The 18,737-nt window shown below is 73.4% G+C and carries 17 protein-coding genes; 8 read left to right on the top strand and 9 right to left on the bottom strand.

Features of this window, described 5'->3' with window-relative positions; genetic code table 11:
• Nucleotides 1–43: 43 nt before the first annotated feature.
• From O7600_RS04220 to O7600_RS04210, 3 genes are all read right to left on the bottom strand, one after another.
• The gene (locus O7600_RS04220; RefSeq protein ID WP_281592382.1) at nucleotides 44–1,669 is read right to left on the bottom strand and encodes an alkaline phosphatase D family protein; all 1,626 of its coding nucleotides are present in this window, start codon (nucleotides 1,667–1,669) and stop codon (nucleotides 44–46) included.
• A gap of 103 nt (nucleotides 1,670–1,772) precedes the next feature.
• Nucleotides 1,773–2,699: an alpha/beta fold hydrolase gene (locus O7600_RS04215; RefSeq protein ID WP_281592381.1), complete on the bottom strand. Its 927-nt coding sequence runs from the start codon at nucleotides 2,697–2,699 to the stop codon at nucleotides 1,773–1,775.
• On the bottom strand, nucleotides 2,696–3,037 hold the full coding sequence (locus O7600_RS04210) for a hypothetical protein (RefSeq protein ID WP_281592380.1): 342 nt from the start codon (nucleotides 3,035–3,037) through the stop codon (nucleotides 2,696–2,698). Before O7600_RS04210 ends, O7600_RS04215 begins: the two co-directional genes overlap by 4 nt.
• 72 nt (nucleotides 3,038–3,109) lie before the next feature.
• Here O7600_RS04210 and O7600_RS04205 point away from each other — a divergent pair, with 72 nt between their 5' ends.
• On the top strand, nucleotides 3,110–3,751 hold the full coding sequence (locus O7600_RS04205) for a helix-turn-helix domain-containing protein (protein WP_281592379.1): 642 nt from the start codon (nucleotides 3,110–3,112) through the stop codon (nucleotides 3,749–3,751).
• Here O7600_RS04205 and O7600_RS04200 read toward each other — a convergent pair.
• Nucleotides 3,650–5,110 carry an MFS transporter gene (locus O7600_RS04200; protein ID WP_281592378.1) on the bottom strand — a complete coding sequence of 487 codons (1,461 nt, stop codon included), beginning with the start codon at nucleotides 5,108–5,110 and terminating at the stop codon, nucleotides 3,650–3,652. The genes O7600_RS04205 and O7600_RS04200 overlap by 102 nt on opposite strands.
• A gap of 70 nt (nucleotides 5,111–5,180) precedes the next feature.
• Nucleotides 5,181–5,417, bottom strand: a complete 237-nt coding sequence (locus tag O7600_RS04195; protein WP_091574374.1) for a hypothetical protein — start codon at nucleotides 5,415–5,417, stop codon at nucleotides 5,181–5,183.
• A 126-nt stretch (nucleotides 5,418–5,543) separates the two neighbouring features.
• On the opposite strand from O7600_RS04195, the gene O7600_RS04190 reads away from it, so the two are divergent.
• Nucleotides 5,544–6,680: a geranylgeranyl reductase family protein gene (locus O7600_RS04190; RefSeq protein WP_281592377.1), complete on the top strand. Its 1,137-nt coding sequence runs from the start codon at nucleotides 5,544–5,546 to the stop codon at nucleotides 6,678–6,680.
• Here O7600_RS04190 and O7600_RS04185 read toward each other — a convergent pair.
• Nucleotides 6,667–7,701: an NAD(P)-dependent alcohol dehydrogenase gene (locus O7600_RS04185; protein WP_281592376.1), complete on the bottom strand. Its 1,035-nt coding sequence runs from the start codon at nucleotides 7,699–7,701 to the stop codon at nucleotides 6,667–6,669. The two genes, O7600_RS04190 and O7600_RS04185, sit on opposite strands and share 14 nt — an antisense overlap.
• A gap of 95 nt (nucleotides 7,702–7,796) precedes the next feature.
• On the opposite strand from O7600_RS04185, the gene O7600_RS04180 reads away from it, so the two are divergent.
• Entirely contained in the window at nucleotides 7,797–7,982 is a 186-nt protein-coding gene (locus O7600_RS04180) for a hypothetical protein (RefSeq protein WP_091574376.1), read from the top strand.
• 31 nt (nucleotides 7,983–8,013) lie between these two features.
• Here the strand turns inward: O7600_RS04180 and O7600_RS04175 are convergent, their stop codons facing one another.
• A complete protein-coding gene (locus tag O7600_RS04175; RefSeq protein ID WP_281592375.1) occupies nucleotides 8,014–9,804 on the bottom strand; it encodes a 5'-nucleotidase C-terminal domain-containing protein in 1,791 nt (596 codons plus the stop codon).
• Between the two features lie 149 nt (nucleotides 9,805–9,953).
• Here O7600_RS04175 and O7600_RS04170 point away from each other — a divergent pair, with 149 nt between their 5' ends.
• Nucleotides 9,954–10,856, top strand: coding sequence for an SDR family oxidoreductase (locus O7600_RS04170; RefSeq protein WP_281592374.1), 903 nt, complete (start codon nucleotides 9,954–9,956; stop codon nucleotides 10,854–10,856).
• Nucleotides 10,857–10,889: 33 nt separating this feature from the next.
• Here the strand turns inward: O7600_RS04170 and O7600_RS04165 are convergent, their stop codons facing one another.
• Together O7600_RS04165 and O7600_RS04160 are read right to left on the bottom strand one after the other, a co-directional pair.
• Nucleotides 10,890–11,540, bottom strand: coding sequence for a nucleotidyl transferase AbiEii/AbiGii toxin family protein (locus O7600_RS04165; RefSeq protein WP_281592373.1), 651 nt, complete (start codon nucleotides 11,538–11,540; stop codon nucleotides 10,890–10,892).
• Entirely contained in the window at nucleotides 11,537–11,863 is a 327-nt protein-coding gene (locus O7600_RS04160) for a hypothetical protein (protein ID WP_281592372.1), read from the bottom strand. Before O7600_RS04160 ends, O7600_RS04165 begins: the two co-directional genes overlap by 4 nt.
• A gap of 400 nt (nucleotides 11,864–12,263) precedes the next feature.
• On the opposite strand from O7600_RS04160, the gene O7600_RS04155 reads away from it, so the two are divergent.
• From O7600_RS04155 to nrfD, 4 genes are all read left to right on the top strand, one after another.
• Nucleotides 12,264–12,845 (top strand): hypothetical protein, encoded by a 582-nt coding sequence (locus O7600_RS04155; protein ID WP_281592371.1) that lies wholly within the window; start codon nucleotides 12,264–12,266, stop codon nucleotides 12,843–12,845.
• 294 nt (nucleotides 12,846–13,139) lie between these two features.
• Nucleotides 13,140–16,466, top strand: a complete 3,327-nt coding sequence (gene fdh, locus O7600_RS04150) for a formate dehydrogenase (protein ID WP_281592370.1) — start codon at nucleotides 13,140–13,142, stop codon at nucleotides 16,464–16,466.
• Nucleotides 16,459–17,502, top strand: coding sequence for a 4Fe-4S dicluster domain-containing protein (locus O7600_RS04145; RefSeq protein ID WP_281592369.1), 1,044 nt, complete (start codon nucleotides 16,459–16,461; stop codon nucleotides 17,500–17,502). The genes fdh and O7600_RS04145 overlap by 8 nt, the downstream gene beginning before the upstream one ends.
• Nucleotides 17,499–18,713: an NrfD/PsrC family molybdoenzyme membrane anchor subunit gene (nrfD, locus tag O7600_RS04140; RefSeq protein WP_281592368.1), complete on the top strand. Its 1,215-nt coding sequence runs from the start codon at nucleotides 17,499–17,501 to the stop codon at nucleotides 18,711–18,713. The genes O7600_RS04145 and nrfD overlap by 4 nt, the downstream gene beginning before the upstream one ends.
• Nucleotides 18,714–18,737 lie beyond the last annotated feature (24 nt).

Raw genomic sequence — 18,737 nt, 5'->3', positions numbered from 1 at the left:
CTCCGAACAGGGGTGCCGGCGTTTCGCGCGTACCGGAAAGGGGTCAGGCCGGTGCGGCCTCGGCCCGCAGCCGGGACGACCCGGTCCCCACCGACCAGCCGGCCACCCACCGGCTGCCGCTGGTGCTGCTGGTGCGGTCGGCCAGGTGGTACCAGTCCATCCGGCAGCGCTGCGGGGTCACCTCGAAGACCCCGTACCCGTGTCCGTCGAGTTCGGTCCACCGCACGTGGGGGTTGGTGGAGCGGATCAGGCCGGCGCCGAGCTGGCTCAGCACGTTGCCCGCCGGCAGCTTCAGGAAGTCGTTGACGTTGTCGCTGGTCACCGACGGCACCACGAACTCGGCCGCGGCCGGGTTGGCCGACCCGGTGGCGCGGGTGGTGACCTCGTTGGCCCACGAGGTGTGGATGTCGCCGGTCAGGAACACCACGTCCCGCGTGCCGGTGGTCCGGATGTGGTCCACCAGCTCGTTGCGGTCGGCGTTGTACCCGTCCCACTGGTCGGCGTTGAGCACCGCGCCGTTCTCCGGGATGCCGAGCAGCTTGCCGAGCGGGCCGAGCAGCCACGCCGGCAGCGCGCCCACGTCCACCCGGGCGATCATCACCGGGTTGCCGACCAGCTTCCAGCGGGCCGTGGACCCGGACAGGCCGGTCTTTAGCCAGGCCATCTGGGCGTCGCCGGTGATCGTGCGGGCCGGGTCGTCGACGGCCGTGCCGGTGGCCTGCGCCGACCGGTACGAGCGCAGGTCCAGCATGGACAGCTCGGCCAGCTGGCCGAAGCGGAACCGCCGGTAGATCGCCCCGTCGACGCCGACGCGCACCGGCATCCACTCCAGGTACGCCTGCCGGGCGGCGGCGAGCCGGTCGGCGAACGGTCCCTCGGTGCCGGGCGTGTGGTTCTCCGCGCCACCGGACCATTCGTCGTTGGCCACCTCGTGGTCGTCCCAGGTGATGATCCACGGCACCGCCGCGTGCAGCGCCTGCAGGTGCGGGTCGGTCTTGTAGAGCGCGTGCCGGATCCGGTAGTCGGCCAGCGTGAGCACCTCGTGCGGCGGCTGGGTGGGCCGCACCACCCGGCCGGCGGCGGCGAACTCGCCGGTCCCGTACTCGTAGAGGTAGTCGCCGAGGTGGACGACCAGGTTCAGGTCGTCCCGGTCGGCCAGCCGCCGGTACGCCGCGAAGTAGCCGGCCTCCCAGTTCGCGCAGGACACCACGCCCAGCCGCAGCCGGTCCACCGGCGCGTCGACCGGCGGGGCGGTGGTGGTGCGACCCGCCGGGGACCAGGCGTCGGCGTACCCGAAGCGGTACCAGTAGGTGGTCGCTGGGGCGAGACCCGAGACGGCGACCTTCACGGTGTGGTCGCGGGCGGCCCCGGTGGGGAACGTGCCGGCGGCCACCGGCGCGGCGAAGTCCGGGTCGGCGGCGACCTGCCAGGTCACCTCCACGTCCGGGCCGGCGCCGGAGCCGGGCAGCGCGTCGGGGGTGGGGGTGACCCGGGTCCAGAGCAGGATCCCGTCCGGCAGCGGGTCGCCGGAGGCGACGCCGTGGCGGAACGCGGCGGTGGCCGCGCCGGCGGGGGAGGTGCCGGCCAGGGTGGCGCCGGCGAGCACGGCGGTGCCGGCGGAGGCTCCGGCCAGGCGAAGGAGGGTACGACGGTCGAGGGTGTGCGTCATGACCCTTGTATCTACCGTTGTCGACGTCCGCCGCGCTGCCCCCGGGCGTGGATTTCGTCGGTTCTTCCCCGTCGGTTCGTCTGGCGGTCGTCCGCGGGGTCGGTCAGGCGACGTCGGCGGCTCGCGCGGTGAGCCACGGGAGCACCGCGTCGAGCACGGACCGGTCGACCGGTTCCCGGACCTCGCGGCGGTACGCCCGCAGCGACGGCGGGCCGGGTTGGCGGCGCAGCACGTGCGTGACGTCGGGGAGCAGCCGGGTCAGCACCGGCCCGCCCGCGGCGGCGGCGATGACGGCCAGGTCCGCCGGGTCGGTCTGCAGGTCCTTGTCGCCGGTGACCGCGAGGACGGGGACGTGCACCCGAGCCAGGTCCGGCCGAGGGTCGTACCGCAGGAACTCCCGCATCCACCGGGCGTTGAGCCGCTGCCCGCCGATCCGGGCCACATCCGCGGTGGTGGCGAGGATCTTCTCGTGGTTGCGGGCGACCTTGGCCACCAGGTCGGTGCGGGTGAGCCGGAGCAGCAGGCGCACCGGCGCGGGCAGCGTGGGCAGCAGCCGGGCCGCCTGCCGGCGCAGCACCTCGGCGCCGGTGCGGCCGGTGCCGGCGAGCAGGACCACCCCGGCCAGCGGGACGCCTCGGGCGGCCAGCGCCACGGCGGTGAGGGCGCCCTCGCTGTGCCCGACCAGGAACAGTTTCCGGGGGTCGACGGCCGGGTCGGCGGCGAGCGCGGCGAGCGCGGCCGCCGCGTCCTCGACGTTGTCGTGGAACCCGGCACGCAGGAACTCGCCGGTGCTGTCGCCGACGCCCCGGCGGTCGTACCGGAGGGTGGCCGTTCCGGCGGCGGTCAGGGCCGCCGCCAGGTCGCGTTGGATCCCCAAGGGGAGACGCCGGTGGTCGCCGTCGCGGTTCAGGGGGCCGGAACCGGGCAGCAGCAACGCCCCCGGACACGGGCCGGCTCCGTCGGGCCGGGTGAGCGTGCCGACCAGCCGGTGGCCGTGTGAGGTGAACTCCATGGTCCGGCCGGTGCTCATCCGCGCACCGCCTCGGCGAGCGTCGCGGCGTCGTCGGCGCCGACGAGCAGGGCGTCGTACCGCTGGTCGGCGAGGGTGATCCGGACGGCGGGCTGGCCGGCGCGGACGCTGACGAACTCCCGACCGGCGGCGCCGCGCCAGGTGCCGACCTTGCGCAGCCCGGGTACGCCGAGTCCGGGCGCCCGGAGGCCGCGAGTTGCCTGCAGACCGTCGGGCACGACGGTGACGGCCCGGACGGCGGAACGGGGGAACGACAGGTCGCCGCGCAGGGCCCACACCTTCTCGGCGGCGGTGAGGCGGACGTGGATCCGGTCGGCGGTCAGGTGGACGGTGGCCATCGGGGCTCCTCCTCATTTGTTCTCACTGCTGATAACATTACCGCTGATGAGAAGAACAGGGAGGTGTCTGTGGTGCTCGACACCACGGAGCTGCTGCTCCACCCGATCCGGCTGCGTGTCGTCCAGGCGTTCCTCGGCGGCCGGACACTGACCACCACCGACCTGCGGGCGGAGCTGAGCGACGTGCCGCCGGCGACGCTCTACCGGCAGGTCGCCACGCTGGTCGACCACGACGTGCTGCACGTGGTGGGGGAGCGGCGGGCGCGCGGCGCTGTCGAACGGAGCTACCGGCTGAACGAGGTGGCGGCGTCGGTGGACGCGGAGACCGCGCGTGCCCTGAGCCCGCAACGGCACCGCCAGGCATTCCTCACGTTCGTCTCCGGTCTGCTCGCCGACTTCGACCGCTATCTCGACGGCGGCGGCGGTGACCTGGGCCGCGACCAGGCCGGCTACCGGCAGAACGCCTTCCACGCCAGCGACGCCGAGACGGCCGAGTTCGTCGCCCGGTTCCGCGGCCTGTTCGCCGAGTACGCGGCGCTGCCCGCCGGCCCCGGGCGCAGCCGGCGGCTGCTCACCACGGTCCTGCTGCCCGGCCCCGAGGACGCCGACCGGTCAGGATCGCGACGGGGCGCCGGAGCTCCGGTGACCGAAGACGATGTCCACCACCGCGGCGACCAGCGCCAGCACGATGATCCCGGCGGCCAGCAGCAGTGAGTGCCGGAACGCCACCGACCAGTCGCCCCGGTTGGCGGCCAGGGTCGAGAAGAACAACGCGCCGACCGCCGCGATCCCGGCGGCCGAGCCGATCCGCTGCCCGGTCTGGAGCATGCCGGCGCCGCTACCGGCCATCGGCACCGGCACCTCGGAGAGCGTGAGCGTCTGGTTCGGCGCGATCACCAGGCCGCTGCCGAGGCCGGCGACGAGCAGCGGCAGCGCGGTCCGCAGCGGCACGTCGTCGTGCGGCCCACCGGCCAGCACCAGGTCCGTCGCGACCAGCCCGAGCACCACGGCCGCCAGCCCGACGGCGACCAGCGGGCGGCCGTAGCGGGTGACCACCCGTCCGCCCAGCGCCGACGCGACCGCCGAGCCGAGCGCGAACGGGGTGATCGCCAGGCCGGCGACCAGCGCGCTGTAACCCAGGCCCATCTGCAGGTAGAGCGTGAAGATGAAGAAGATAGCGGTGAAGCCGGCGAAGTAGATCAGGCCGATCAGCGCGCCCAGCGTGTACGAGCGCAGCGTGAACAGCCGCAGGTCGAACAGCGGCTGGGTGTGCCGGGCGTAGCGGCGTTCCCAGAGCGCGAACGCGGCCAGCAGCAGCAGGCCGACGGGGATCAGCAACCACTTGGCCGAGCCCTGCCACTGCTCCCGCTGCACCAGCGGCAGCAGGATCACGGTGACGCCGACGCCGAGCAGCAGCACGCCGACCGGGTCGAGCCGGTGCCGGTCGGGCTGGCCGGTCGGCCGGGCCGGCACGAGACGCCACCCGAGCACCATGGCCACGATGCCGACCGGGATGTTCACGAAGAACACCCAACGCCAGCCGTGCTCGGCGCCGCCGAGCTGGATGAGCAGCCCGCCGAGCAGTGGCCCGACCGCGGTGGAGATGCCGATGGTGGCGCCGAGCAGCCCGAACGCGCGACCCCGGTCGGCGCCCCGGAACAGCTGCTGGATCATGCCGCTGACCTGGGGGTTGACCACGCCGGCGGCGGCGCCCTGCACCAGCCGGGCGATGATCAGCCACGTCGGTGAGGTGGCCAGGCCGGCCAGCGCGCTGGTCAGCGTGAACAGTCCCACCCCGACCACGAAGGCGGTACGCCGGCCACGCGCGTCGCCGAACCGCCCGGCGGGCACCAGCACCAGGCCGAACGTCAGCGCGTACCCGGAGAGCACCCACTGCAGGTCGCTCGGGGTGGCGCCGAGCGCCCGGTCGATGGACGGCACGGCGACGTTGACGATGCTGACGTCCAGCAGCGTCATGAACGCCGCGACCAGACCGACGCCGAGCGCGCGCCAGCGGCGCCGGTCGTCGTACCCGGTGTCCTGCACCGGCGTCGACGACCGGTCCCCGCTCATCGCGCCCCCCACCGACCGTCGATCACGCTCCCCGATCGCTACCCGGCCCCCGGTGGGGCAAACGACGCGATCAGGCCGTCTGACGTGCGCACCACCGCGGTCCGAAGTCCAGGCCGGACATCGGCGAGTCCTCCCGGTGCAGCAGCCCCCGCTCGGTGAGCGCGTGCAGCGGTTCCCGCAGCTCCTCCTCGGTCATACCGGTCTCCTCGGCGATCAGGTCCGGGTAGGGGACGTGTCCCCGCACCTCCAGCGCGGAGACCGCCTGGTACACCCGTTCCTCGACCGCGGACAACTGGACCTGAGGCATCGCGTCCCTCCTCGGCGTGGACCGTCCGATCGGCGGACGGCCGGCGACCGGCGGTTACCCGGGCCGACGACGTTGATGCCCACCCGATCGAGGGTCCTGCCGGGTGGTCCCGGCTAGGCTGCACCCGTGATCATCTGGGACCTCGTCGTGGTCGGTGGCGGGCCCGCCGGACTCTCCGCCGCCGTCGCGGCGGCCCGGGCCGGTGTGCACACGCTGGTGGTCGAGCGGGCCACCCATCCCCGGTACAAGACCTGCGGCGGCGGCCTGATCGGCACCTCGCTGGCCGAGGTCGACGGGCGGATCGAGGCGCCCGCGCACGACCGGGTCGACCGGGTCACGTTCACTCGGGACGGGCGACGGGCGTTCACCCGCCGGCACCCCGCGCCGTTGGTCACCATGATCCGCCGGGAGGAGTTCGACCATCGGTTGCGCGCCGCCGCGGTCACGGCCGGCGCCCAGGTCCGCGAGGGCGTCGCGGTTCGCGCGGTGGAGCAGGACCCCGACGGGGTACGCCTGCGGCTGGCCGACGGCGAGGTGGTGCACGCCCGTACGGTGGTCGGCGCGGACGGCTCCTCCGGGGTGACCGCCCGACACGTCGGGGCGCGGTTCCGCCAGGTCGACCTCGGGCTGGAGTTGGAGCTGCCGGCGTCCGCCGCCGATCAGCAGCGGTGGCGGGGTCGGCTGCTGATCGACTGGGGGCCGGTGCCCGGCTCGTACGCCTGGGTCTTCCCCAAGGGCGACCGGCTCACCGTCGGCGTCATCTCCGCCCGGGGTGAGGGCGAGCGGACCCGGGCCTACCTGCGCGACTTCGTCGACCGGGTGGGACTGTCCGGGGTGAGCCCGGAGCACGACTCGGGCCACCTCACCCGTTGCCGCGCCGAGGACTCACCGCTGCGTCACGGGCGGGTGCTGGTCGCCGGCGACGCGGCCGGCCTGCTGGAACCGTGGAGCCGGGAGGGGATCAGCTACGCGCTGCGCTCCGGTCGGCTGGCCGGCGAGGCGGTCGCCGCCGGCGACCTCGACGCGTACGGGCGGGAGGTCCACCGGCGGCTGGTGCCGGAGATGCGCGCCGGCCACCGGCTGCTGGAGGTCTTCGAGCGCCGCCCCGACGTGTTCCACGCGATGCTGGCCAGCCCGCCCGGCTGGCGGATGTTCGCCCGCTTCTGCCAGGGGCGGGCCAGTTTCGCCGAGGTGCTCGACCGGCGGCCGGTGCGGGCCGCGCTGGCCGTGCTCGACCGGCTGCCCCCGCTCAGGGGACGATGACCGCCCGGCCGTGGATGTCGCCCCGGCGCAACGCCTCGTACGCCTCGGGCGCCTCGGCCAGCGGGAACGTCTGCACGTCGGCGTGCAGCCGGCCGTCGCGCGCCAGCGCGACCACCTCCTGGAGTTCCGCGCGGGTGCCCCAGAACGGGACCACCACGCCGGTCTCCAGCGGCACCGTGGGCGGTTCGTCGGCGACCGGCCGGACCGGCAGCGTGCCACCGGCCAGGCCCACCAGCAGCAGCTGACCGCCGGTCGCGACGACCTGCCGGGCGGTGTCCAGCGTGGGCTGCGCGCCGACGAAGTCGAGCACCACGTCCGCGCCGTCCGGCGGCGGGCCGACCAGGTCGCGGATCTTGTCGACCGAGTCCGGGCCGGCCTGCACCACGTGATGGGCGCCGAGGCGGCTGGCCAGGTCCAGCGCCGCGACGTTGGTGTCCACCGCGACGATCCGCACCGCAGTGGTGGCGAGCAGGATCTGCACCGCCATGTGGCCCAGCCCACCGATGCCGATCACCACGCAGGTGGTGCCGGGCCGAAGCCGGGGCCGGGCCAGCTCCACCGCGTGGTACGGGGTCAGCCCGGCGTCGGTCAGCGGGGCCGCCTGGGTCAGGTCCATGTCGCCCACGTGCAGCAGCCGGGACGCGGGCACCACCACGTACTCGGCCAGCCCGCCGTCGCGGCTGAGCCCGATGCCGCCGACCGGCGTGACCCGGCAGCGGTTCTCCTCGCCGCGCAGGCAGGCCCGGCAGCGCCCGCAGCCGATGATGCCGTAGACCGCGGCCCGGTCCCCGGACGACCAGCCGTCCACGCCGGGCCCGGCCGCCTCGACCGTGCCGGCGATCTCGTGGCCCAGCGTCATCGGGGTGGTGAACATCCCCGCCGCCGCGTCGAGGATGTGCAGGTCGGAGTGGCAGGCGCCGACCGCGCCGACGCGCAGCAGCACCTCACCGGGCCCGGCCTCGGGCGTGGGCACCTCGGCCAGTTCCAGCACCCCGGGAGCGGTCATCCGTACCGCGCGCATGTCGCCTCCACCTCGTCGCCGACGGCTGTCGCGGCGGCATACCCGTGCCGGAGAGGTTGATACCGGTCCCGGTCGGGCGGGCGCACAATGCGGGCATGAGCGAGCGGGGTGAGTCGTTCACCGACGAGGAGTACGCGTTCCTGCGGCACGTCCGCTTCGGCGAACTGCCGAACCGGGTCCGCCCCGAGGAGCGGGCGGAGTCCACCGAGACGGACACCCGCCCGGACCGGCCGGACCCGGCGGGCGGCGAGTCCGAGTGGCACCTGCGCGCCGGCGGCTGACGGGGCGGACCCCGCCAGCCGCCGGGGTGGATCAGAAGACCGGAACGCCCTCGCGGACCAGCTTCCAGTTGGGCACGAAGAAGTCGGCCGGGTCGATGACGCCCTTGGCCTGCGCCCAGTCGATGAGCAGCTGGCGGATCTCCTGCTGCGCGTTGTAGACCTGCGTCTTCACGATGCCGGGGAAGTTGCCGCCGCCGCTGCGCCGGTAGTTGTTCACCGCCACCACGAACTGCGCGTCCGCCGCCACCGGGGTGTCGGTGCCGGCCAGCACCAGGCGGGTGATCCGCTGGCCGACGGGCTTGGAGATGTCGATGTCGTAGTCGACGCCGGAGAACACGTCGTAGTTGTAGTCCGGCACCGCCGGGTCGCTGATGGTCTCCGGGTCGACCGGCGCGCCCACCGGCACCGTGACGAAGTACTTCGCCGAGTACTCCAGGTACGCCTTCACCTCGGCGCCGGTCAGCACGACCGCCTCCAGGGTGTTGTCGTAGACGTAGAGGCCGGCCACGTCGCGGATCCGCACGTCGCCCTGCGGGAAGACCGCGGTGCGGCTGAACGGCGCGGCGATCGACAGCACCGGCAGGCCCGCGTACGCCCCGCCGGCCAGCGCCGCGGTGACCACCTCGGTCTGCACGTGGTTGATGAAGTCGAGGATCGGGGTGTCGTTGTAGCGCGACTCGGCGGCGGACAGCTCCACGCTCGACTGCGCGACCACCCGGTTGACGTACTCGACGGTCTTGGCGTGCTGGCCGCGCACGGCCGCGAGCACTGCCGGGTCCTCGACCACGGTGTTGGTGTTCAGCGTCCTGGCCGACGAGTCGACGACCTTCCAGCAGCCCTTCTCCCGGGTCAGCGTGAAGTCCATCCGGGTCAGGCGCTGGCCCCACTTCGACGGCTCGGAGGTGAGCACCGCCCTGCCGGTCTTCAGGTTGGTGACGAACTTCTCCGGCACCTCGTTGTGCGCGTGGCCGAACAGGATCGCGTCGATGCCGGGGACCTGCTCGGCGATCAGCGCGGTCGGGTTCTCGTTCGGCAGCTCCGGGCCGTAGCTGGAGGTGCCGCTGTCGCCGCCGTGCGCGGAGATGATGACCACGTCGGCGCCACGCCGGCGCATCTCCGGCACCCACTTGGCGGCGGTGGCGACCATGTCGGCGAAGACCAGGCGGCCCTCGACGTTGGCCTTGTCCCAGATGGCCACGCCGGGGTTGGTCAGGCCGAGGATGCCGACCCGCAGCTTCGGCGCGCCGTGGCCGCCGAGCCTGACCTCCTTGATCACGTACGGGAGGAACGCCGGCCTGCCGGTCTTCGCGTTGATCGCGTTGGCGGCGAGCGCCGGGAAGCCGAGCTGCTCGATCCAGGTGGCCAGCAGCGGCAGGCCGTAGTTGAACTCGTGGTTGCCCAGCGTGACCGCGTCGTACTTCAGCACGTTCATCGCGTTGGCCATCGGGTGCGTCTCACCGGTGCTGGTGATCGGCTCCTGCTTGGCGTAGTAGGTGGCCAGCGGGGTGCCCTGGATCGTGTCACCGGCGTCCAGGACCAGCGTGGCCCTGCCCTTGCGCTCGGCGCGGATCTGGTTGACCAGGGTGGCCAGCTTCGCGACGCCGACGTCGTTGTGCTTGCTGTCGTCGAACTCGGCGTCTTTGTAGTAGTCCCAGTTGTAGACGTTGCCGTGGGTGTCCGAGGTGCCGAGGACGGTCAGGTCCCAGGTCTTCGGCTGCTTCGGCTTCGCCTCGGCGGGCGCGCCGGCGAGCAGCGGGGCGGTCGCGGCGGCGGCCGCCACGGCCAGCACCTGTCGGCGCGAGGCGCCGGAGGAGGAGGTCATGAGGTGCCTTTCCATGGGGGTACGCGCCTCGTGGGCGCCGTTGCGCACCATAACCACCACCTGTCACGCACGCCACACCGGCCCGAGATGTTCCGCCATCCGTCACCGGTTGCTGTTTTCCGCCGGTCCGCCGGGGTAGGGCCGCAGTCATGACCGAGGACCAGTTCACCCCGCGGCACCCCACCGAGCAGTACGGCCAGCGCGAGGGCCAGCCGGCGCAACAGCAGTCCACCCCCGGGTCGACGCAGGCGATGGGCCCGAAGCCTGATCATGGCGAGGAGTCGTACCGGGGCAGTGACCGGCTCAGCGGCAAGCGGGCGGTGATCACCGGCGGCGACTCCGGCATCGGTCGCGCGGTGGCGATCGCCTTCGCCCGGGAGGGCGCCGACGTCCTGGTCTCCTACCTCGGCGAGGAGGAGGAGGCGGACGCCCGCGAGACGGTCGCCCTGATCGAGCAGGCCGGGCGCAGGGGTGTCGCGGTCCGCACCGACCTGCGCGAGGAGGCCAACTGCCGGGAGCTGGTCGACCGGGCGCTGCGCGACCTCGGCGGCATCGACATCCTGGTCAACAACGCGGCCTACCAGATGTCGCAGGACAACGGCCTGCTCGACATCAGCACCGAGCAGTTCGACCGGGTCTTCAAGACCAACGTGTACGCCATGTTCTGGCTGTGCAAGCTCGCCGTGCCGCACATGAAAGAGGGCTCGACGATCATCAACACCTCGTCGATCCAGGCCTTCGACCCGTCGCCGGAGCTGCTCGACTACGCCACCACCAAGGCGGCCATCGCCAACTTCAGCAAGGCGCTCGCGCTGAACCTGGCCGAGCGGGGCATCCGGGTGAACGCCGTCGCGCCCGGCCCGATCTGGACGCCGCTGATCCCGGCCACCATGCCGGCGGAGAAGGTGAAGCAGTTCGGCACCGACGTGCCGCTGGGACGTCCCGGCCAGCCGGCCGAGCTGGCCCCGGCGTACGTCTTCTTCGCCTCGCAGGAGTCCAGCTACGTCACCGGCGAGATCCTCGGCGTCACCGGCGGCAAGCCGACGAAGTGACGGTGCCGCCCACCGGCCGTCCGGCCCCGCCGCTCAACGGGGCCAGACGGCCATCCGGCGGCGCACCTCGGCGATCCGTGCGGCGTCCAGGCCGTAGCGGGTGAACCGCCGGTCGGCCAGGCCGTCCAGGTAGCGGCCGGCGGCGCGCACGTCCTCGTCGTCCAGCGCCGGGTCCACCTGCCGGGCCAGGTCCAGCAGGTCGGCCACGTCGTAGCGGTCCAGCGCGGCGGCGACGTCGATGAAGTCGCGTACCTCGCGGCGGTTGACCAGCGCGGCGGTCTTGTTGGCGATCAGGTCCCGCACGTCCATCACCGGGCCGAGGTCCATCACCACCGGGCTGCGGTGCCGGTCCAGGCGGGCCAGGCTGAGCCGGATCTCCCGGCCGTCCCGGCTCACCACGAAGTCGCGCAGGTCCCGGTCGAAGCCGTCGAACACCTCGCCCAGGCCACCGGGGTCGGCGTCCTGGACCTGGTATCCGGCCCGCTCCAGCGCGGCGCGTACGCCGTCCGCCGCCGCCGCGGGGGCGCCCTCCACGTCGGCGAACAGGTCGACGTCCTCGGTGGGGCGGGTGACCAGGCCGTGGGCCGCCCACGCCACCCCGCCGCCGAGCACGAACCGGTGCCGGCCGGCGGCGGCGAGCGCGACCCGGGCCACCTTCCGGTAGAAGTCGTGCGGATGTGTCACGCGGCGCGCAGGCTCCCGTGCCGGCCCTCCCAGGCCAGGCGGACGCCTCGGGGCAGGTTGAGCAGCGGCCACACCCGGCGCAGCGTCCCCGCGTGGATCAGCTCCCGCAGGTCCGCCACGCGGGTGGTCTCGCGCAGCACGTTCTCGTACATCCAGAGCAGCTCGTCCGGGTCGGCGAGGTCGAAGGCGCGTTCGGCGCTCCACATCAGGCGCACCGGCAGCTCGACGATGCCGGTGGTGGGACCGGCCAGCTCATCCAGGGTGCGTGCCACCACGGCGGGTCGCCCGGGCCGGGCGAGGTACGCGCTGGTGGTGGCCGACATGGCATCAGGGTAACTCCTCCCGCGCCCTCCGCCCCCGCCTGCGGTGTAAGGAAGGGCCCCTGCTTAACGCCTCCGGTAGTAAAAGGGCCCCCGCTTAACACGCGCCGCCCCGTGCGCGGCGTGCGCGGTTTGGGGGTGTTTGGGGTGATGGGGGTCACCCGGAAGGCGGAATCGGTGTGGGGGCGGGGGCGTTGTACAGGGGGTACGGCCGAGCAGGCGCGCACCGCGCCACGCCGGAATGACGGCGGGCAGCCGGTCGTTATTTCTGGTCCCGGTGTGCACGAGCAGGCCCCCCGAGCCCCGTGCGCCGCGCCGGAATTCCCCTCCAAGACTTCTCCGAGCGCCTGACGGCTGCTCGCGTGCCCACCCCCGGGCGCGTCGACCCCCGAACGGAGCCCCCATGAACACCATGCTGCGTAAGAGCATCCTCGGTATCGCCGGTCTGACCGTCGCCGGTGGCCTCGCCGCCGGCCCGCTGAACCACTCCGACGGCACCCCCGCGCCGCGGGAGAGCGCCGTGGCCGTGCAGACCCGCCTCGACACCGCCACGCTGATCCCGCACGGCGTGCAGGGCGCCCAGTCCCACATCGACCTCGACGACGAGCAGACCGCCAACGCCAAGGCGATCATCGCCGCCACGAAGAAGACCGGCATGGACGAGCGCGCCGCGGTCATCTCGATCGCCACCAGCCTGCAGGAGTCGAAGCTGGAGAACCTCGGGCACCTCGGCGACCGCAACGACCACGACTCCCAGGGCCTGTTCCAGCAGCGCCCCTCCTCCGGCTGGGGCACCGTGGAGCAGATCACCGACCCCGAGTACTCGACCACCGCGTTCCTCAAGGCCCTCAAGCAGGTCGACGGCTGGCAGGACATGCCCCTCACCGTCGCCGCGCAGACCGTCCAGGTCTCGGCCTACCCCGACCACTACGCCCAGTGGGAGCAGCAGGCCGCCGACATCGTCGCCCAGCACTGGAACAGCTGAGACCGGCGGTGACCGGGGTCACGACGGCCAGCGGAAGAACCGTGGCCCCGGTACCGTTGTGCAGAGCGTCGGTGTGTCCAGTGTCCCCGGGCCTCACCTAAATTGCCTTCGCGGAATACCGTTCGGCTGGAGCCGCGTCGTGCCACTCGCCGAGAGGCGACCTGCACACCGACGCCCAGCGCCGCCCCGACCAACAGGTCGGGGCGGCGCTGTTTCGTGCTCGACTCGCGGGCGTCGGCCGCCTGCCCTAATGTGCAGGAGGTGAGCCGTTCTCGACGGGGAGGGGGTGCCCGGGTGGGTCTGAAGACGTTCATCCAGGGGTGGCCGGTCTACCGGCAACTCACCGGCACCGACCCGCTCGGTCGCGGGGCCGCCGCCCAGTCGGCCCGCTCCGCCGACCTGACCGCCCGCACCGAGACCGCCGACGGCATGGCCCGCTCGGTCTGCCCCTACTGCGCGGTCGGCTGCGGCCAGCGGGTATTTCACAAAGCCGGGCAGGTCACCCAGATCGAGGGCGACCCGGACAGCCCGATCTCCCGCGGCCGGCTCTGCCCGAAGGGCGCGGCCAGCAAGAGCCTGGTGACCAGCCCGCTGCGCCAGACCACGGTCCGCTACCGCCGCCCGTACGCGACCGACTGGGAGGACCTGGACCTCGACGTCGCACTCGACATGATCGCCGACCGGATCCTCGCCGCCCGGGCCGAGACCTGGGAGGACGTGGACGACAAGGGCCGACCGCTCAACCGGACGCTCGGCATCTCCAGCCTCGGCGGCGCGACGCTGGACAACGAGGAGAACTACCTCATCAAGAAGCTGTTCACGGCGATGGGGGCGCTCCAGATCGAGAACCAGGCCCGCATTTGACACTCCGCCACCGTCCCCGGTCTGGGGACCAGCTTCGGTCGCGGCGGCGCGACGGACTTCCAGCAGGACCTCGCCAACGCTGACGTCATCGTCATCCAGGGCTCCAACATGGCCGAGGCCCACCCGGTGGGCTTCCAGTGGGTGATGGAGGCGAAGCAGCGCGGCGCGAAGGTCTTCCACGTCGACCCGCGGTTCACCCGCACCAGCGCGCTCGCCGACACGTACCTGCCGATCCGGGCCGGGACGGACATCGCGCTGCTCGGCGGCGTGGTGCGCTACATCCTGGACAACGAGCTGGACTTCCGGGAGTACGTGCTGGCCTACACCAACGCGGCCACCATCGTCAGTGAGCAGTTCGCCGACACCGAGGACCTGGACGGCCTGTTCTCCGGCTACAACCCGGAGACCGGCTCGTACGACCACGCCAGCTGGCAGTACGAGGGTCAGGAGGGCAACGCCAAGGTCCGGGGCACCGGTAAGGAGCGCGACTCGGCCTCCGGGCTGGAGCACGAGTCGCACGGCGAGCCGGTGCCGGCGCAGACCCAGCGGGACGAGACGTTGCGGCATCCGCGCTGCGTCTACCAGATCCTCAAGCGGCACTTCGCCCGCTACACCCCGGAGATGGTGGCCCGCGTCTGCGGCATCCCGGAGGAGAAGTTCCTGGAGCTGGCCCGCGCCTGGACGGAGAACTCCGGCCGGGAGCGCACCGGCGCGCTGGTCTACTCCGTCGGGTGGACGCAGCACAGCGTCGGGGTGCAGTACATCCGCACCGGGTCGATCATCCAGACGCTGCTGGGCAACATGGGCCGGCCGGGCGGGGGCATCCTGGCGCTGCGCGGGCACGCCAGCATCCAGGGCTCCACCGACATCCCGACGCTGTTCAACCTGCTGCCCGGCTACCTGCCGATGCCGCACCACGCCGATCACCCGACGTTCGACAAGTGGGTGGACAGCATCCGTCACCCCGGGCAGAAGGGCTTCTGGGGCAACTCGCGCGCGTTCGCGGCGAGCCTGCTCAAGGCCTACTGGGGTGACGCGGCGACGCCGGAGAACGACTTCTGCTACGGCTACCTGCCGCGGATGACCGGCGACCACGGGACGTACCAGCAGGTCCTCAACATGATCGACGGCGGGATCAAGGGCTACTTCCTGCTCGGTCAGAACCCGGCCGTCGGCTCGGCACACGGCCGCGCCCAGCGCCTCGGCATGGCCAACCTCGACTGGCTGGTCGTGCGCGACCTGTTCCTGATCGAGAGCGCCACGTTCTGGAAGAACAGCCCGGAGATCGCCACCGGGGAGATCGTGCCGCAGGAGTGCCGCACCGAGGTGTTCTTCCTGCCGGCGGCCTCGCACGTGGAGAAGGAGGGCACGTTCACCCAGACGCAGCGAATGCTGCAGTGGCGGGAGAAGGCGGTCGAGCCGCCGGGCGACGCCCGCTCCGAGCTGTGGTTCTTCTACCACCTGGGCCGCAAGCTGCGGGAGAAGTTGGCCGACTCCAACCAGCCCCGTGACCGGGCGCTGCTCGACCTGACCTGGGACTACCCGACGCACGGCCCGCACGCCGAGCCCAGCGCCGAGGCGGTGCTCAAGGAGATCAACGGGTACGAGGTGGCCACCGGCCGTCCGCTGAACGCGTTCGGCGAGGCCAGGGCCGACGGCTCCACCGCGATCGGTTGCTGGATCTACTCCGGCGTCTACGCCGACGGGGTCAACCAGGCGGCCCGCCGCAAGTCCCGGCACGAGCAGGACTGGGTGGCCGCCGAGTGGGGCTGGGCCTGGCCGGCGAACCGGCGCACGCTCTACAACCGCGCCTCCGCCGACCCGGAGGGCCGGCCGTGGAGCGAACGCAAGAAGTACGTCTGGTGGGACCCGGACGCCGGCGAGTGGACCGGCTACGACGTGCCGGACTTCGAGAAGACGAAGCCGCCGTCGTACCGCCCACCGGCCGACGCCTCCGGGCCGGAGGCGCTCGCCGGCGACGACCCGTTCGTCATGCAGGGCGACGGCAAGGCCTGGCTGTACGCGCCGAGCGGCGTGCTCGACGGGCCGCTGCCGACGCACTACGAGCCGGCCGAGTCGCCGATGCGCAACCCGCTCTACGGGCAGCAGGCGAACCCGACCCGGAAGATCTACGAGCACCCGGTGAACCGGATCAACCCGAGCCCGCCGGAGCCGCACAGCGGCGTCTTCCCGTACGTGTTCACGGTCAGCCGGCTCACCGAGCACCACACCGCCGGCGGGATGAGCCGGACCGTGCCGCGCCTGGCCGAGCTGCAACCGGAGATGTTCGTGGAGGTGTCCCCGGAGCTGGCCGCCGAGGTCGGCCTGGCGCACCTGGGCTGGGCGCACCTGGTCAGCGGGCGGGCGGTGATCGAGGCGCGGGTGCTGGTCACCGACCGGCTCACCCCGCTGCGGGTGGACGGCCGGATCATCCACCAGGTCTGGTTGCCCTACCACTTCGGCAGCGAGGGCCTGGTGACCGGCGACTCGGCGAACGACCTGTTCGGCATCACCCTGGACCCGAACGTGCTCATCCAGGAGAGCAAGATCGGCACCTGTGACGTCCGGCCGGGCCGGCGTCCCACCGGGCCGGCGCTGCTCGACCTGGTCGGCGACTACCAGCGGCGGGCCGGCATGACCCCGGACCGGAAGGTGCCGATCGTGACCACCGACGTGCTGGGTGGGGAGAACGCGGCCGGCAGCACCGACGAGCAGACCCCCGAGGCCGCGGCGCGCGACGGAGAAGACGATGCCTGACGCCAACAGCCTCTACGGCCCGCTCGACCCGGCCCCCGACGCGGGCTGGACGCAGGCGCCGCCCCGGATGGGGTTCTTCACCGACACCAGCGTCTGCATCGGCTGCAAGGCGTGCGAGGTCGCCTGCAAGGAGTGGAACGGCGTTCCCGACTCGGGCTTCGACCTGCTCGGCATGTCGTACGACAACACCGGCGCGCTGACCGCGAACTCCTGGCGGCACGTGGCGTTCATCGAGCAGCCCCGGCCGGCCGGGCATCGCACCGCGCCGTTCGCCGGCGATCCGACCGGTCCGGCGACCAGTCCGGCGTCGGCGTCGGTGGGCGCCGGCACCGCGCCCGACACCGGCACCAACCCGGGCCTGCCGCCGGGGCGTCCGGAGGCGGCGGCGCGGATGGCGGCCGGCCCGGAGTTCCTGGGCATGCCCGGCGCGCAGCCACCCGGGCGGGGCAGCGGCGTGGAGAGCCGGACCGACTTCCGCTGGCTGATGATGTCCGACGTGTGCAAGCACTGCACGCACGCGGCCTGCCTGGACGTGTGCCCGACCGGGTCCCTGTTCCGCACCGAGTTCGGCACCGTGGTGGTGCAGGAGGACATCTGCAACGGCTGCGGCTACTGCATCTCCGCCTGCCCGTACGGCGTCATCGACCAGCGCAAGGACGACGGCCGGGCGTGGAAGTGCACGCTCTGCTACGACCGTCTCGGCGCCGGGATGACCCCGGCCTGCGCGCAGGCGTGCCCCACCGAGTCGATCCAGTACGGCCCGCTGGACGAGCTGCGCGAGCGGGCCGCCGACCGGGTTGCCGCGCTGCACGAGCGGGGGGTCCCCGAGGCCCGCCTCTACGGGCACGACCCGACCGACGGGGTGGGCGGCGACGGCGCGTTCTTCCTGCTGCTCGACGAGCCCGAGGTGTACGGGCTGCCGCCGGACCCGGTGGTCACCACCCGGGACCTGCCGAAGATGTGGAAGCGGGCCGGCCTGGCCGCGCTGGCCATGGCGGCGGCCACCGTCGCCGCGTTCGTCGGAGGATCGTCGTGAGCCCGGACCGCCCGGTCGGTGACCTGTTCCGCCGCTTCCGGGAGCGGCTGGCCGCCGAGCGGAGCGCCGTGGCGGACCGGACCGGCGCGGGGGAGCCCGGCGGCCTGCGCGGGGTGGGCCGTGCCGACAGCGCCAGCCGGGCCACCGGCGCCGGGCCGGGAGCGGCCCGCACCGACGCCGGGGCCCGCGAGGCGGGGCTGACCCCGCACCCGCCCCGCGACGTCGCGCCGGCCACGAGCCGCCGTGGCGGCGGCAGGGGTGGCCGGGGCGGCGAGCAGCTCACCGTGCCGCCGGCCGAGTTCACCTCCTACTACGGCCGGCCGATCCTGAAGCCGCCGGTGTGGCGGTGGGACATCGCCGCGTACCTGTTCACCGGCGGGCTCGCCGCCGGTTCCTCGCTGCTGGCCGCCGGCGGGCAGCTCACCGGGCGTCCGGCGTTGCGCCGCGCGGGCCGGGTCACCTCGCTCGCCGCGGTGAGCGCCAGCGCCTACTTCCTCGTCAACGACCTGGGCCGGCCCAGCCGGTTCCACCACATGCTGCGGGTGGCGAAGCTGACCTCGCCGATGTCGGTGGGCACCTGGATCCTCAGCGCGTTCGGCCCGGCCGCCGGGCTGGCCGCGGTCGCCGAGGCCGCACCCCGGCTGCCGCGCCACGGCGTGCCCGGGCTGGGCCGCCGGCTGCTGCCCCCGGTCGGCAACGCCGCCGGGCTGGTCGCCGCCGTCACCGCGCCGGCGCTGGCCACGTACACCGGGGTGCTGCTGGCGGACACGGCGGTGCCGTCGTGGCACGAGGCGTACCCGGAACTGCCGGCCATCTTCGCCGGCAGCGCGCTGGCCAGCGGCGCCGGCGTGGGGCTGCTGGCCGCGCCCTGCGCGCAGGCCGGCCCGGCGCGGCGCCTCGCGGTGGCCGGCGCGGCGCTGGAGCTGTGGGGCTCGCACCGGGTGGAGAACCGGCTCGGCCTGCTCAGCGAGCCCTACACCGAGGGCACGCCGGGCGTGTTGCTGCGGGCCGGCCGGTCGCTGACCGCGGCCGGGGTGGTCGGCGCGCTGGTCGGCCGCCGCAGCCGGCTGCTGTCCGCGATCTCCGGCGGCGCGCTGCTCGCCGCGTCCGTCTGCACCCGCTTCGGCATCTTCCACGGCGGAGTGGCCTCGGCCCGGGACCCGAAGTACACGGTCGTGCCGCAACGCGAGCGCGCCGACCGGCGGGCCTGACGCCTCGCCGGGCAGCCGGTCCGC

Source organism: Micromonospora sp. WMMA1998 (assembly GCF_027497375.1).
Taxonomy (GTDB): domain Bacteria; phylum Actinomycetota; class Actinomycetes; order Mycobacteriales; family Micromonosporaceae; genus Micromonospora; species Micromonospora sediminicola.
The sequence above is the reverse complement of the archived record's forward strand: the minus strand, read 5'-3'. Positions and strand labels throughout refer to the sequence as shown.